The organism is Pseudoalteromonas sp. Of11M-6 (assembly GCF_022347905.1).
Taxonomy (GTDB): Bacteria; Pseudomonadota; Gammaproteobacteria; order Enterobacterales; family Alteromonadaceae; genus Pseudoalteromonas.
This window is the reverse complement of record NZ_JAKRFW010000004.1, coordinates 70052-84726: the sequence shown is the minus strand read 5'-3', so window position 1 is coordinate 84726 and position 14675 is coordinate 70052. Positions and strand designations below refer to the sequence as shown.

The 14675-nt window shown below is 43.3% G+C and carries 14 protein-coding genes; 1 reads left to right on the top strand and 13 read right to left on the bottom strand.

Going from position 1 to position 14675, the window contains the following annotated elements; translation table 11 throughout:
• Window positions 1-91: 91 nt before the first annotated feature.
• From fliJ to MHN32_RS03540, 8 genes are all read right to left on the bottom strand, one after another.
• Window positions 92-538 (bottom strand): flagellar export protein FliJ, encoded by a 447-nt coding sequence (fliJ, locus tag MHN32_RS03575; RefSeq protein ID WP_239420899.1) that lies wholly within the window; start codon window positions 536-538, stop codon window positions 92-94.
• The gene (fliI, locus tag MHN32_RS03570; protein WP_239420895.1) at window positions 538-1869 is read right to left on the bottom strand and encodes a flagellar protein export ATPase FliI; all 1332 of its coding nucleotides are present in this window, start codon (window positions 1867-1869) and stop codon (window positions 538-540) included. The genes fliJ and fliI overlap by 1 nt, the downstream gene beginning before the upstream one ends.
• 72 nt (window positions 1870-1941) lie before the next feature.
• A complete protein-coding gene (gene fliH, locus MHN32_RS03565) occupies window positions 1942-2757 on the bottom strand; it encodes a flagellar assembly protein FliH (RefSeq protein WP_239420894.1) in 816 nt (271 codons plus the stop codon).
• 3 nt (window positions 2758-2760) lie between these two features.
• Window positions 2761-3801, bottom strand: a complete 1041-nt coding sequence (gene fliG, locus MHN32_RS03560; protein WP_095728224.1) for a flagellar motor switch protein FliG — start codon at window positions 3799-3801, stop codon at window positions 2761-2763.
• Window positions 3794-5512: a flagellar basal-body MS-ring/collar protein FliF gene (fliF, locus tag MHN32_RS03555; RefSeq protein WP_086003757.1), complete on the bottom strand. Its 1719-nt coding sequence runs from the start codon at window positions 5510-5512 to the stop codon at window positions 3794-3796. Before fliF ends, fliG begins: the two co-directional genes overlap by 8 nt.
• 20 nt (window positions 5513-5532) lie before the next feature.
• Window positions 5533-5865 carry a flagellar hook-basal body complex protein FliE gene (gene fliE, locus MHN32_RS03550; protein WP_239420891.1) on the bottom strand — a complete coding sequence of 111 codons (333 nt, stop codon included), beginning with the start codon at window positions 5863-5865 and terminating at the stop codon, window positions 5533-5535.
• 258 nt (window positions 5866-6123) lie between these two features.
• The gene (locus tag MHN32_RS03545; protein ID WP_010606354.1) at window positions 6124-7503 is read right to left on the bottom strand and encodes a sigma-54 dependent transcriptional regulator; all 1380 of its coding nucleotides are present in this window, start codon (window positions 7501-7503) and stop codon (window positions 6124-6126) included.
• Complete coding sequence (locus tag MHN32_RS03540; RefSeq protein ID WP_174168552.1) at window positions 7500-8600, bottom strand: ATP-binding protein; 1101 nt, start codon at window positions 8598-8600, stop codon at window positions 7500-7502. Before MHN32_RS03540 ends, MHN32_RS03545 begins: the two co-directional genes overlap by 4 nt.
• A gap of 235 nt (window positions 8601-8835) precedes the next feature.
• Between MHN32_RS03540 and MHN32_RS03535 the strand changes: the two genes are divergently transcribed.
• On the top strand, window positions 8836-9435 hold the full coding sequence (locus MHN32_RS03535; protein ID WP_239420882.1) for a DNA-3-methyladenine glycosylase I: 600 nt from the start codon (window positions 8836-8838) through the stop codon (window positions 9433-9435).
• A 268-nt stretch (window positions 9436-9703) separates the two neighbouring features.
• Here the strand turns inward: MHN32_RS03535 and MHN32_RS03530 are convergent, their stop codons facing one another.
• The 5 genes from MHN32_RS03530 to MHN32_RS03510 all read right to left on the bottom strand — a co-directional run bounded on the left by MHN32_RS03530 (window position 9704) and on the right by MHN32_RS03510 (window position 14673).
• Window positions 9704-11143, bottom strand: coding sequence for a sigma-54 dependent transcriptional regulator (locus tag MHN32_RS03530; protein WP_069018753.1), 1440 nt, complete (start codon window positions 11141-11143; stop codon window positions 9704-9706).
• Window positions 11144-11291: 148 nt separating this feature from the next.
• The gene (locus MHN32_RS03525) at window positions 11292-12077 is read right to left on the bottom strand and encodes a flagellin (protein ID WP_239420881.1); all 786 of its coding nucleotides are present in this window, start codon (window positions 12075-12077) and stop codon (window positions 11292-11294) included.
• 59 nt (window positions 12078-12136) lie between these two features.
• Window positions 12137-12946 (bottom strand): SDR family oxidoreductase, encoded by an 810-nt coding sequence (locus MHN32_RS03520; RefSeq protein ID WP_174168549.1) that lies wholly within the window; start codon window positions 12944-12946, stop codon window positions 12137-12139.
• 16 nt (window positions 12947-12962) lie between these two features.
• Window positions 12963-13652 (bottom strand): acylneuraminate cytidylyltransferase family protein, encoded by a 690-nt coding sequence (locus MHN32_RS03515; protein WP_174168548.1) that lies wholly within the window; start codon window positions 13650-13652, stop codon window positions 12963-12965.
• Window positions 13645-14673: a Gfo/Idh/MocA family oxidoreductase gene (locus MHN32_RS03510; RefSeq protein WP_174168547.1), complete on the bottom strand. Its 1029-nt coding sequence runs from the start codon at window positions 14671-14673 to the stop codon at window positions 13645-13647. The genes MHN32_RS03515 and MHN32_RS03510 overlap by 8 nt, the downstream gene beginning before the upstream one ends.
• Window positions 14674-14675 lie beyond the last annotated feature (2 nt).

Here is a 14675-nt window from a genome sequence, read left to right as displayed (position 1 = left end):
AAAAGCCAACACTATGAATATTCGTGACTTTTACGAGTGAACTACCTAAATAATAAAACGCTAATTATTACGAAGCATATTTCGAGCCAACTTACCAAGCACGCGCTCTTCGTACAAACTGATTCGTTGCAAACTCATCAAGCATCTTTTGCTCTGCTTTGGCAAGACGAGTTTGCTTCGCGAGGGCTTGCTTCTCGATAAGCTTTTCAATTGCCTTCGTTTTAGCCTGCTGTGCTAGCCATAGCTTGCGGCGTTGTTCAACCACCTGCTTGGCTGTGTTGACCGTTTTTGCTTGCTGATCAATAGCCTGCTCAATCTTATTAATAAAGTTATGGTGTTGATTGAAACCACCACTAGACAGACCAACTTGTGCTTTACTATGAAGCTGCATGCTGTATTCCAGACGGAAATCGTTTAGTCCCGATAACCGTTGTTGGTTTGTTGCTAAGTGCTGCTGCGCTTGAACAAAATTCGCTCGAAGGTTATCTTCTTTGTCTTTTTCTAGCTTAAGCAATAAAGTCAGTTTGTTATTTGCCATTATGCTTGTCCTAGTAGCTTAGCGAGGCCTTGTAAACACTCGTCATAATTGATCACGTCTTTCATGCCTTGCTGAAGGAAGTTATTCACAGCAGGCATCAAGTTTATCGCCTGATCTAACATCTGGTCACTTCCGCGTTGATAAGCACCTAAGGTGATCATGTCTTTATTTTGCTGGTACATTGAATAGACTTGCTTGAGCACTCTGGCTTGCTGCATGTGTGCCTCTGACACCACTTGCGGCATGACTCGACTAATGGACTTTTCAATATCTATCGCTGGGTAATGACCACTATCAGCAAGCTCTCGTGATAACACAATATGACCATCCAAAATAGCTCGCGCGGCATCGGCAATAGGGTCTTGCATATCATCACCTTCACTCAATACCGTAAAGAATGCGGTAATTGAGCCTTGTCCCTCACCACCATTACCTGCGCGCTCAACCAACGCTGGGAGCTTTGCAAACACGGAAGGCGGATACCCTTTTGTGGCTGGCGGCTCGCCTACAGCAAGCGCTATCTCACGTTGTGCCATGGCATAGCGCGTCACCGAATCCAGTAACAACAGTACATTTAACCCTTGATCGCGAAAATACTCCGCAATAGTCACAGCACTCTCACAGCCTTTTAAGCGCATCAGCGGTGAGGCATCGGCGGGAGCGGCAACCACTACGGAGCGGCGTCTACCCTCGACGCCCAAAATCTCATCGATAAATTCTTTCACCTCACGACCACGTTCACCGACCAAGCCAACGACGATAACATCCGCCTCACTGCCTCGCGTCATCATGCCAAGCAATACCGATTTACCCACACCACTCCCTGCAAACAGCCCCATACGTTGGCCTTGACCCACTGTCACGATCGAATTTATCGCGCGCACACCTACATCCATTGGTGAGTCGATTGGACGCCTTGCAAGTGGGTTAATGGGCGCTGCGGCAAATTTTAGATGCTTCTCAGCGTCAATGGCACCAAGACCATCTAGTGGCCTACCAAGTCCGTCAACCACGCGGCCAAGTAGACCCATTCCGACAGGTAATCCAGCATCCTTAACTTTTGGGATCACTCGCGCTCCAGGAAGGACGCCTGTAATATGGTCGTTTGGCATAAGGTAAAGCGTTTCTTGATTGAAACCGATGACTTCTGCATCAATAAAACCGCCCAGCGTCTCGATTTTACATTGACTGCCGACGGGAGCACTTAGCCCCCTAGCTTCAAGGGTGAGGCCAACCACGCGGGTGAGGCTGCCTGCAACCGCAACCCCGTATGGTTTGACAAATTTCTGATACTTACTGATGCGCTCGCTCATAGCAGCAGATGTCGACATGTTCGCAATTACCTTAGGAAGGCATCGTTATCCTGATTTGATTGCTTCGCTTATCTAGATAACAGTGCAGTATTATTGGTTTATACCGCTATCTTGCAAAAATGATTCCAACACTTCGCTAATACGGTTTTTAAGCGTCATATCAATGGATGACTGTGGCGTTTTCACCTCACAGCCACCTCTGTCCAACGTCGGCTCTGGAAGTAACTGCCAATGCTGTGATTGTATATGTTCCTCGCCGTACATGGCTTGCACTAAAGCTAAATCTTCGGGGTGCAAATGGATGCGTACTGATTGATCTTTGACAGGCAGCGCGTCCATCGCTTTTTTCAACGCGTTTAAAATGAGCTCAGGCGTGGTCTTGAGCTCTTTAAAAATAACCTGCTCTGCCAATAAATTGACGAGTACAACCAGCTGCTTTTCACACTCATCATCAACCTTTTTCAGTGGCGTTTGCATGCCATCTAAAATAGTGGATAGCGCTTTCATCCTTTCTTCAATAAGCGGTTGTGCTTCCTCAAGTCCCTTTTCTTTACCTATTTCTACGCCTTCTTTATAACCGGCTTCTTTACCTTCAGAAACTCCTTTGTCAAATCCTTCAATATAGCCTTGTTCGTGGCCTTGCTTTATTCCTTCGTCGTAGGCATCCTGACGGATCTGCTCTAATTCTTCAATGGTCAAAGTAGGGAATTCAGGCTCTTGCGGCTCAGGTTCTGCGCTCACCTCTCTCTTAGTATACAACTCTTCCAACGGCGTACCGAAGGCCGTAGAACGACCACGGTATTTTTCGGGCTTATCCGTAACATCTGGAATGGGCCAGTTTTCTAATAACTCATCCAGTGCTTCGGTGCTGACTGGGCGGCCTTTATAAAACTTTTTATCGACCATGGTTTATAGGAACTCCTCACCACCACCGCCACCAAGCATAATTTCGCCTGAGTCAGCCAAACGTCTAGCCGTTGCCAAAATTTCTTTTTGTGCAGCTTCCACTTCACTGATCCGCACTGGAGGCATAGCCTCAAGGTCATCTTGCATCATCTCAGCAGCACGCTTAGACATATTCTTCATAATCTTTTCTTTTAAAGATTCGTCCGCGCCTTTAATTGCTTTCATCAGTACGTCTTGCTGCACTTCACGCAGTATGGCTTGGATACCTCTGTCTTCTACATCCATCAAGTTTTCAAACACAAACATGAGGTCTTGAATTTGTTGCGACATTTCTTCGTCATGTTCTCGGATTGAATCCATCAACTGGCCTTCGACATTGGTGTCTAGGTAGTTCATGATATCCGCAGCGGCTTTTAAGCCACCCATCTTCGCCGCTTGTGCACCAGCTTGACCTGCGAACTGTTTCTCCATGATCTCGTTGAGTTCTTGTAGTGCCGCCGGTTGTACTTCTTCTAAGTTTGCAATACGCATTGTTAAATCTAAGCGTACTTTCTCAGGAAACTGAGACAAAATTTCGGCGGATTGCTCAGGCTCGAGATAAGACAATACGATCGTTTGGATCTGCGGGTGCTCGTTGCGGATAATATTGGCAACTTGCTTCGAGTCCATCCACTTCAACGAATCCAACCCTTTTGCACCAGAGCCCATAACGATTTGGTCAATAAGGCTTGCCGCTTTGTCTTCACCAAGTGCTGCGGTTAGCGCCTTCTTAATAAAATCTTCCGATTGGAAACCAATTGTACTAAAACTTTGAATTTGTTCGATAAACAAATTGTGCACAGCTGCAATTTTAGCCTGAGATAGGTCATCCATGGAGGCCATCGCCATACCGACCTTTTGCACTTGCTTCGGCTCTAAGTGTTTCAAAATCTGAGCCGCATCTTCTTCAGTCAAACTAAGCAGTAAGATGGCAGCCTTGTCGACGCCATCTAGCTTGTCAACGTCAAAGGCTGCGGGCAATTGTTTTTGTTCTTGATCAGTCATCTTCTGTCAACCACGCTTTCACAACTTGTGATGAGAGTTCTGGTTCGTTAGCAACTAAGGCACGTACTGCTTTGAGTAAGTCCTCGTCGCCATGTAAGTCTGGCAATTGTAATCTACCGTCAGAAGAGAAGCCAACCGCAGACTCATCGAATTCGTTATTTAGCATATCGAGTGTACTGTCACCTAAATCTACACCACTGGTCAACGCATCTTCATCAAAATCTTCAAGCGTATCATCTGGGTAAATTAGACGCTTAAGCATAGGTCTTACTACCGCTAAGATTAGCACAATGATCACTAAGGTACCTGCTGCAAGACGGATTGTCTTTTGGAACCAATCTTGCTCCCAAAGTGGTATCTCTTGCATTTCAGTGAGGTCTTCACGCACGAATGGCACAGTCACTACCTCTAGTGCATCACCTCGCTGCATATCAAAGCCCACACCACCTTGTAGCAAACGACGGATGTTATTTAGCTCTTCTTGCGTACGCGGCGCCATAGCCATGTTACCTTCAGCATCAGGTTTTGCGAGGTAGTCAACGGCCACACTCACACTGATCCGGCGAATAACACCTGTTTGCTGACGTTTATGGCTAATAGTGGTGTCTAATTCATAGTTACGGGTTGCTTCTTTTTGATTACTGCTTGGTGTTGCACTTTGACCATTGCCGCCTTGCCCAGCAACCTCTGGGATATTTGAGTTCACTGGAGGCTGATTAGTCAGCGCACCCGGAATACCGACAGCTAAACCACCAATATTATTTTCTTCATACGTTGTTTCGCTGCGAACCGCAGGTAAATCTGGGTTATAACGTTTTTGCGTTTCTTCAACTGCGCTGAAATCCATCGTTAAGTCAACCTGCGCGGTAAAGTTACCAAGACCTACAGTTGGGATCAGGATACTATCAATTTTTTCTAGATATTCTTGTTCACGCTTACGTTCGATTTCATACTCTTTTCTCGAGCGCGCAGCTAAAGAGTCTTGAGAACCAGAGTTGAGTAGACGACCGTTTTGATCGGTGACAGTCACGCGTGAAGGCTCTAGGCCTTGTACCGCTGATGCCACAATGTCTACGATTGAATCAACTTCTTCGCCGCCAAGCGTTTTGCCACGTTTAAGGGTAATAACTACGGTTGCAGAGGGCTTTTTCTCGCGACGTGCAAAGACGTTTTCTTTTGGAATTGCAAGTAACACTTTTGCACGATTTACGTCTTGTAACTCTTCAATTGTTCTCGCAAGTTGTTGCTCACGGCTATGTTTTAAGCGCTCTCTTTCAAGACGTTGGCTAACACCAAAACCCATATCTTGCATCAGAATATCAGTGCCAGAACTCGGAGACTGGGTAAAACCGTCACGCGCCATGCGTAGTTTTATGTCTTGATAGTCCGACTCAGCGACTAAAATGATATTACCATCTAATTGGTATTCAATTTTCTGTTGGTCTAAAAAGTCTAACGTTTCGACGAGTTCTTCTGTTGGGTATTTACCAAGTGGGCGCATATCTGGTTGGCGCGCCCAAATGATAATAAAGATTGCGATTGCTAAACAAATAGCAAGGGCAATAACCAGAGTAACCTGGCGCAACATATCAACACCGCTTAGCGCACTGAAGTAGCCTGATTTTTGCTCTTGTTGCTCATCCGATCCGCTGTCATTATTCAGCGCTGCATCGGAAAGCGTAAGATCTGTTGATTGATTAGTAGCCACGATTACTCTCCACAGTCACTCAATTAAACTGGCATGCTCATGATTTCTTTATAGGCCTCAACAAGTTTATTACGAACTTGCACTGTTGCCTCAAAAGCGACCGACGATTTTTGTTTCGCTATCATAGCTTCTGCAAGAGAAACGCTTCTGTCACCCATTTCAACAGCGGTGACTTTTTGTTTCGCTTCTTGTTGTAAGCCATGAACCGTATTAAGTGCGTCTGAGAGTAAATCGCCAAACTGAGCCGACGAAGATGCCGCCGTCTTAACCGACTGCACTGATGGCTGTGTGTTTCTCGTCGCTTCTGCAGCCATTGCCTGCATTTCTTGAAATAGCGCTGATGATTGTACTTTCATGATGCTTTACTCAAAATAACTCTTAGTTACCTGTAATAAAGCAGAAAACGTGCCAACTTAAAATCGTTAATTTTCAGTATGTTGAAATATTTTTAGCATGTCGAAAAATTGGCAGTGCATAGAAGTGAAAACTATGCGCCTAAGATCTGCTGATCTTTAATAGGCGCCTGAGTAAATTTGAATTAGCAGATAAAGCTTAACCTGAGGTTTGGAAAAGCAATGAGCTAACTCATTGTTTATAAACTCAGGTAACTTAGGTTAAGCGGGTAGTGCAATCCCTAAATCTCGCATTTTTGCCAGCTTATAGCGAAGTGTGCGAGGACTCATACCTAACACCTCCGCCACCTCTTTACGTTTACCATTAAACTTTGCTAGCGTATCTAAAATAATTTGGTGTTCTTTATCCTGTAACTCATCTTTATAGCTAATGATTTCATCCTCACCTTGAGAGCGCTCCATTAAAGCTGATGCTTCATGATTTACAAGTGGTGCAGACTCAATCAAAGCCATCGGTGAGAAATTTTCGATAAAAATATCATCTTCTTGAATTTCATTACCTTGGAACAAAATCAGGGCACGTTGAATAACGTTGTCTAGCTCTCTTACGTTTCCAGGCCAACTGTGTGAACTGAGCTTGCGCTTTGCACCGCTGCTTAATATAGGTGTTGGCTTGCCTGCTTTTTGCGTATGTCTTACCAACAAATGCTCGGCTAACACTGCGATATCACCCGCTCTGTCCTTCAGTGGCAACCACTCTAGTGGGAAAACATTGAGGCGATAATATAAATCTTCTCTAAATACCCCATCCTCCACCGCTTCTTTTAAATCGCGGTTACTGGTTGCCAACACTCTGACGTCCAGTGAAATGGTTTTTCTGCTACCTAAACGCTCTACCTCGCGCTCTTGTAACACGCGAAGTAATTTTGCTTGTAATCCCAAATCCATCTCTGTGATCTCATCAAGCAAAATCGTTCCCTTTTGTGCTTGCTCAAATTTTCCAGGACACGCCTGAATGGCACCTGTAAATGCCCCCTTTTCGTAACCAAACAGGGTCGCTTCAAGCATATTTTCTGGGATTGCAGCGCAGTTAATTGCGATAAAGGGCTCATCTGCTCTGTCGGATTTATCGTGAATATAGCGAGCCAACACTTCTTTACCTGAACCGCTCGGTCCAAGTACCATAACGCTGGCATCCGACTTAGCTACTTTTGCAGCCAGTTCAAGTAGTTTAATACTCTTTGGATCGGCAACAATGGGGCCGTCTGTCTCTTTTTCCTTCTCAGGTAGATAACGTCCAACCATATTGAGCAATACTTCAGGCGCAAATGGCTTAGCCATATAGTCGATGGCACCCAATCTCATCGCTTCAACCGCATCATCAATGGTCGCGTATGCCGTCATCATCAATACCGGTAATTCGGGATAGTTGAGTTTAATGGTCTTTAACAAGTCAAGCCCACTCATGGCACCCATTTGCACGTCACTCACCACCAAAGAAAAGGTTTCTTGCTTTAGCAATAAAACGGCTTGTTCCGCACAACTTGCTTCTACGCACTCGATATTTGAAAGCTGCAATGTATCAATGAGTGCTTCTCTTAAACCAGCATCATCTTCAACAACTAAAACTCTGTTACTCATAGTTCCTCCGCCTCAATTAGTGGTAGTACCAAGCTAAAACGCGCACCCTTACCTTCAATATTGTCTGCCTGTGCAAACCCTTTGTGTGCGTTAGCGACTGAATTAACCACCGCAAGTCCTAACCCAGTCCCCTGCGACTTAGTTGTAAAAAATGGTTCAAACAACTTGTCGACTAAGGTTTCATCAATACCAGGACCATTATCAACAACTGAGATACGTACATACTCGCCACACGGCTCGCGCTCTGCATTAAGTTCAATATGTGCCGCACTGCCAATTATTTGAATACTGTTGTGGATCAGGTTTTGGATCGCACTTGCAAGCGCCGTACGATTACCTAATATTTCGATATCTGGCTCGGGTAAAAATGCTTCCAACTTTGCTTGGTTAAGCTCAACCATAGCGTCAGCACCCGCTTTGACTTCACTCAATAACTGTTGCATTGACACTCGCTCAACCACTTGTTGTTCACCGCTTTTAGCGAACAACAGCATGTCATTAACTTGGCTTTCTAAGTCTTTTAACCGAGACATCAACTTATCGTGAAACTTTTCTCGAGAAGCCGAAGGAAGATTAGCTGCACCAAGATTTGCACCATATAACATCGCAGCCGATAACGGCGTACGCACTTGATGCGCCAATGAGGCAACCATTTTTCCTAACGCACTTAATCTTTGCATATGCGCAACACGACTTTGGAGCCGGCGCGTCTCGGTGAGATCTGTCATCAAAATGAGTTGCCCAGGTTCCGGTGTTAGCGCGGTAATATCTAACTTAATTCTTCTGCCATCTTTAAGAGAGACTTCATGACCATCGTCCTGCTGTGGTCGAAATGAACGCTGAATAACGCTAAACCACTTTTCACCTTCGAGTGGTTCACCCAACATATCCATCGCAATTTGATTCGCCTTGGCAATCATACCTTGACCATCAAGTACCACGACACCCGCAGGCATAGTATCAACAAGATGACTTAACCAACTCGCCTGCTGCCTAAGGTCGCTTAGCTCACCGACGTAGGCTTCTTGCAGCAAACAGGGATTGTAGCGATTCGTCGTTGGTACAAATTGTGGATTAATAACATGTGCTAATGCCATTTTTCCGCTCTCTTAAAAATAAACTCAATGGATAAAAGCAAAAAACGATCCAACTTTATATTCCTTTAAAACATAGAGTTATATAACACTTAACAATATCAATTTATTGACACTGTTTTTATATACAGCATTGTGCTAGAGTTTTTGAAAGCCAAATGTGATGCCGCAATGAGTAGTTGGCGTAATAAATCATTTAGCTTATTCATATTCACAATTTGATAGAAGAGAGCCAACAATGACAATACGATGCGGCTGGGTGGACGAGAGCAAACCCGATTATGTTGAGTACCATGATAAGGAATGGGGAAGACCTGTACTGGATGACCAGAGCTTGTTTGAGTTTATCACATTGGAATCTGCACAAGCTGGCTTAAGCTGGTATACCATTTTAAAAAAACGTGAAGGCTATAGAAAAGCATTCCACGATTTTGATGTACACAAAGTGAGCCAGATGACAGAGCAAGATATCGAGCGGCTATTAGCATTTGACGGAATTATTAGAAACCGCGCAAAAATCGCAGCAACGATAAACAACGCTAAGCGATTTATTGAAATTCAGCAAGAGTTTGGCAGCTTTGCAAAATACCAGTGGCAATTTGTTAATTACAAGCCTGTTATCAATCCCATGCGTGACAAACACGATGCCGTTGCCACCAGTGAACTCAGCGACAAATTTGCTAAGGACTTAAAAAAACGTGGATTTAAGTTTTTAGGCTCAACCACCGTGTATGCACATATGCAAGCTTGCGGCATGGTTAACGACCATGCCGATAACTGTTTTTGCAAACAAACCATTATTGCCAGTTATCAAGAATTGGATTTTACTCAACTTTAAACAATAAAGTACAAGGCCGCGTATTAAGCGGCCTTGCTGAGTTGAGCCGGTAACCTGAACTTGGAATAACAACTTGTTCTCTAGCAGCTGTTATCCCTTACTACTGCGTTAAATTTGCTTGCAATAGGCCAGCTATTGACGCACAAATTTGCCTTGTATTAAGAAATAACTTCTGGCTAGAGTGATACTTCGCTTTTGAATTTAGTGATTTTAGTGGATTAACTTACTTCTTATCCCGAGTTCAGGTTAGGTAGTAATTGATGAACTATCAGTCACGATTGAGATTATACTTTTTCATCTTCTCAACTAATGTTGTACGGCGAACGCCCAAGATTTCAGCCGCTCGAGCAACCACATAATCGTAGCGCTCTAAAGCTTGAGTGATCAAATCAATTTCAAGCTCTGCTAAATATTCTTTTAACTCTATCCCCTCGTCCGGCAGTAAGCCAACATTCGGTGCTTGCGGCGCAAAATCTTCCGCGACCATGTCCTCTTCGTCGTCACTAAAACCATCGCTAAATAGCTCATTGAACGCATCTTTTTCTAATAGTTCTTCTGGATATTCAGGCTCAAACGCTTCGACTTCTATATAGCGGTACTTTTGTGGTAAATCCGTCACATCGACAACCTTGTCTGGGAACATAATCACCATTCGTTCCACAAGGTTTGCAAGCTCTCGAATATTTCCAGGCCAAGCGTGCGACTTTAAGCTGTCTACGGCTCTATCGGTAAACTTAACCGAATTGCCCGTTTGCTCATTTACTCTACGTGTTAGTTCTTTTAGCAGTAGCGCAATATCTTCCGCACGCTCGTTTAAAGAGGGGTTTTCAATGGGGAATACATTGAGTCTATAAAATAAGTCTTCGCGAAACTTGCCATCTTCAATCATGGTTTCAAGATTCCGGTGCGTCGCGGCAATCACACGAACATCTGCCTGAATAGGCTTTGTGCCCCCGACTCGTTCATAGGTGCGTTCTTGCAAAACTCGTAACAATTTCACCTGCATTTGCAGTGGCATATCACCGATTTCATCGAGAAAAAGTGTACCTCCTTGCGCCAGTTCAAAACGTCCTTTTCTGGCTGAAATCGCGCCAGTAAACGCACCTTTTTCATGACCAAAAAGCTCGCTTTCTAAAAGCTCCCCAGGGATAGCACCACAGTTAACTGGCACAAATGGTCCCTGCGCACGTTTAGACAATAAGTGTACGTTACGTGCAACCACTTCCTTACCGGTTCCCGATTCACCCAAAATAAGGACATTGGCGTCGGTTTTAGCCACTTGAGAAATCAAGAAACGAACGTTTTTAACCGCTTCGGTTTCCCCAACTAAACCATCAAAGCTCTTATTTAGTAGCTTGTTCTCTTTATTTGGAAGCATGCGTAAATATTGCTGACAGTCATGTAGCAATTGCATCGTGACTTCTTGCCCAAAGGGTTCGGTGATGAGCCCTATTACATTCGGTAATGCAAGTAGCGGCCTGAGCGTTTCACCTATTAATAAAAACGGGACGGCGGGATGAGATTTTATCAACGCTTCGTGTGTTAAGCTTTGCAAAGCGCCTAGCACAAAAATTGGTTCTTGGTTGTTATCAAGGATCTTGGGCTCATAACGCTCTTCGGCCAGCACTTCATTTGCTTGACCGACAAAACTAAGTGCCGCACCTAATCCGATCGCTCTTTTGTTGTTGTTATCTAAGATCAAGACCATTGCTTGAGAACCAATCTACTTAAAATTTTTTCAATAGTTAGATTGTAAGAGAGATTAAGGGGGATGCAATACCTAAGTGGCAACTTTTTGACATTAACGCCAAAAAATCGCCACTAGAGCTGTTCTATATCAATACTTTGGTATTAATTTATAATAAACCTAGTACCGATGATGAAGACTGATTAGCTTGACCACGCAAAGCAATAGAAGCTTGCGATAAAATATCGTTGGCAACTTGATCGCTCACCGCTTGCGCGTAATCGGTGTCTTGAATTCGACTTTGGCTCGCCGCAATGTTCTCACGTTGGTTACTTGCAGAGCGAATTGTACTAGATACCGCATTTTCAAATGCGCCAAGCTCCGCGCGTTGGCTGTTTAAATCCTCAGAGACTGTATCTGCCGCATCAATGGCAGCTTGTGCGCCCGCCTGCGTCGAAATGTCCACACTCAATATTGCACTGGCAAAACCACCATCAGTCTGCTGTAGCGACTGAGTGGTATTAGCGTCAGGACCTACCTGAAAACTACGAGACTCACCGTCAAAAATTTGTGCGCCACCAAATGTAGTATTTTCAAACGTTTCGCTGATTTGCGTTTGCAACTGCGATACTTCCTCTTGCAATGCTTGACGGTCACTATCTGTCAGCGCCCCATTACCGGCTTGAATCGATAATTCTCTAATCCGGGAAACTGCATCATTCACACCAGATAATGCCGAGTCAGCGGTTTGCGAATACGAGATACCATCATATGCGTTACGAATGGATTGACTGTAGCCGTCCTGTTGAGACGTCAAACGGTTAATGATCTGCAAAGCCGCAGCATCGTCAGCGGCAGAATTAACTTTCTTACCAGTTGATAGTTGCTCGGACAATGTCTTGTTCTTTTCTGATATCTGATTAAATAAAGACAAATGTGGATTTTCGATTTTCATAATGATGCACCATTAAGTACCCTACTCAATAAGTGTAGCACCTTCTCAAAGTTTATACGTCAGATTGCTGTCCAACCACCATCTAAAACTATTGACTGCCCCGTCATATAATTCGATAACCCACTACACAGAAAGATAACTGCGCCTTTTATATCTTCTTCTGTTGCCATTCTCCTCAATGGAACTCGTTGGATATACTTCTCTACAAATGCTTCATCTTGATTACGATAAATACCACCTAAAACGATATTATTAGCCCTTATATTTGGTGCACCAACACTGCTAAGCCAAGTTGTGAACTGCATTAATCCAGCTTTACTAGTCGCATAGGCTGCGGGGTTACCTAAATTTGTTCCCTCATACATAGCCATTTGCGGTCCAACCACTCCATAGATAGAAGAAATATTTACAACACTTCGACAACCTGTTGAAGTTATCTCAAACAGGGGCATACACAACTTTGTCAATAAAAACGGTGCTGCTAAATTCACGTCAATGCATTTTGAAAAAGTATCATAACTTTGCTGTTCAAAAGGTACCGCCCACCCAGTTAAATTATCGGTGCCAACAAAAGCCGCATTATTAATCAAAAAGTTTAATCTACCCGATGATATTTCCCGATACTGTTCAACTCCCTTTACAATATCTTCTTCTATAGCCAAGTCACAGCAGATTGTATATAATTGGTTCTTGTACTCAGCTAAATTGGCAGAGGCTATATCTAGAGCGGCTTTGCTTCTATCCCAAAGCACAACATTTGCACCAAGCTCCATTAATGCCGCCGCCGCGGCTTGCCCTACATGCCCCCCACCACCTGTGATAATACCCCAAAAATCAGCTAAGCTCTGTAATTCAGAAATACTTCTCATAATTTCACTCTCCGGCTTATCGATTTAATAAAAATTCTGCATACTCAAAATCGATCTCAGTATCAATATCAATAGCTCTTAATTTCGGCATTTTTACTCCCAGAATTCTACCGTCCATAACACCGTTTTCTCGTAAAATATATTCAGCAGTAGTCACATATACCATGGTTGTGATGTTCCATGATACTGGGACTTCTTGCCTACGTGTGAAAGTTTCATCACCACAAATTGTTTCTATTACTCCTTCAGAGTCCATTTTAACCATATTAAAATAAGGGCTATGATCAGCTTCAGTTATGCCTAAAGCCAAATCACAGGTATTGGTCAAAAATGCTTCTATTGCAGAAGAGATATCAGCTGAAGTTCTTAGTGGAGAGGTACAAGGTACACTAACGAAAATATCACTCTTCGACATTTCTCCCCGCGCAACAAGATATTGAACAGCATGTTGCCATGCAAGCCACTCACTAGCAGAATCCGATGCTAGCGACTCTGGCCGATGGATGATTTCGCACCCTAAACTTTTAGCTATGTCCTTTATAGCGTCTCCATCAGTTGACACATAATGTTTATCGATTAATTGGCACGCATGAGCTGACTCTATGGCGTATTGAAGTAAAGGCTTTCCATGTAAAAGCCTAATATTTTTATTAGGTACACCCTTTGAACCCGCACGTGCAAAAGTAAACGCAATAACTTTATCCATTAAATTCCCTCAAACTAAACGATACTTGACATTTATTGCTTGCAGCTTCTTCTATAGAATCAATCCAACTCATAACCTGAACAGACCTGAGCAGGGCTTGCTTACTAGTGACAGAATTAGCACTTTGCGATATCAGAGTTTGTATTAGTTTCACATATGGTTGATTGCTATCCTCTCGAACATCAATTTCTTTCAACTCTTCTCCACATGAGTTATAAGTAACCTTTTGCCTTATTAAATCCCATGTCAATGACCCTTTTGCGCCTTCAATATACAGATACCTACTTGGAAAGCGTTTTAGCATATCAAGATGAATTGAAAAGCTAACCTTCTCAGCTTGGCTTCGCAATGATAAGCCGCCAAAAATATTAGCCTCATTTTCACAGTCCATTGCCAAGATAGAATGTCTAACTAACTGGGCTGAAAATTCAATATTTGATACGTTAAATAATGCCAGTAAGTAATCTAGCTCATGGCTTAACTCTCTTAAAGCTCCGCCACCTAACGCCTTAACTGCCGATACCGTAGTTTTATAATTTTTACTCGGCCGCCAGTCCGGTAAAAATTGACCAACTGAGATATTAATGTGCCAAATTTTTCCCAAACATTCAGAATGTAATATGCGACTTACCTCAGTAAACCCTTTGGTATAAATCAAATCGTAGCCAATTATACAGTTCATATTCTTTAACCTAGTAAACTGATATAACTCTTGAGCTTGATGACCATTCAAAGTGATCGGTTTTTCAACCAAACAGCCAATCTTTAAGTTGCTTAGTTGATGTAGCTGGTCTGAATGTGCGCTGGCTGGAGAAGCAATGATTGCTATATCAAAATGTCTTTCATTAATTGCCTGTTTAAAATCAGTATAAATAGCGACAGGGAACTTATAATTAGGTTGGTCTTCGAGCATAACTTTTTTTACTATTGTAAGAGATTTAATTATTCCCAAGTTATTTAGGTTATTAATGTGGCGTTGTGCTATTGCACCGTACCCTGAGACGAGAATGTCATATTTCATAT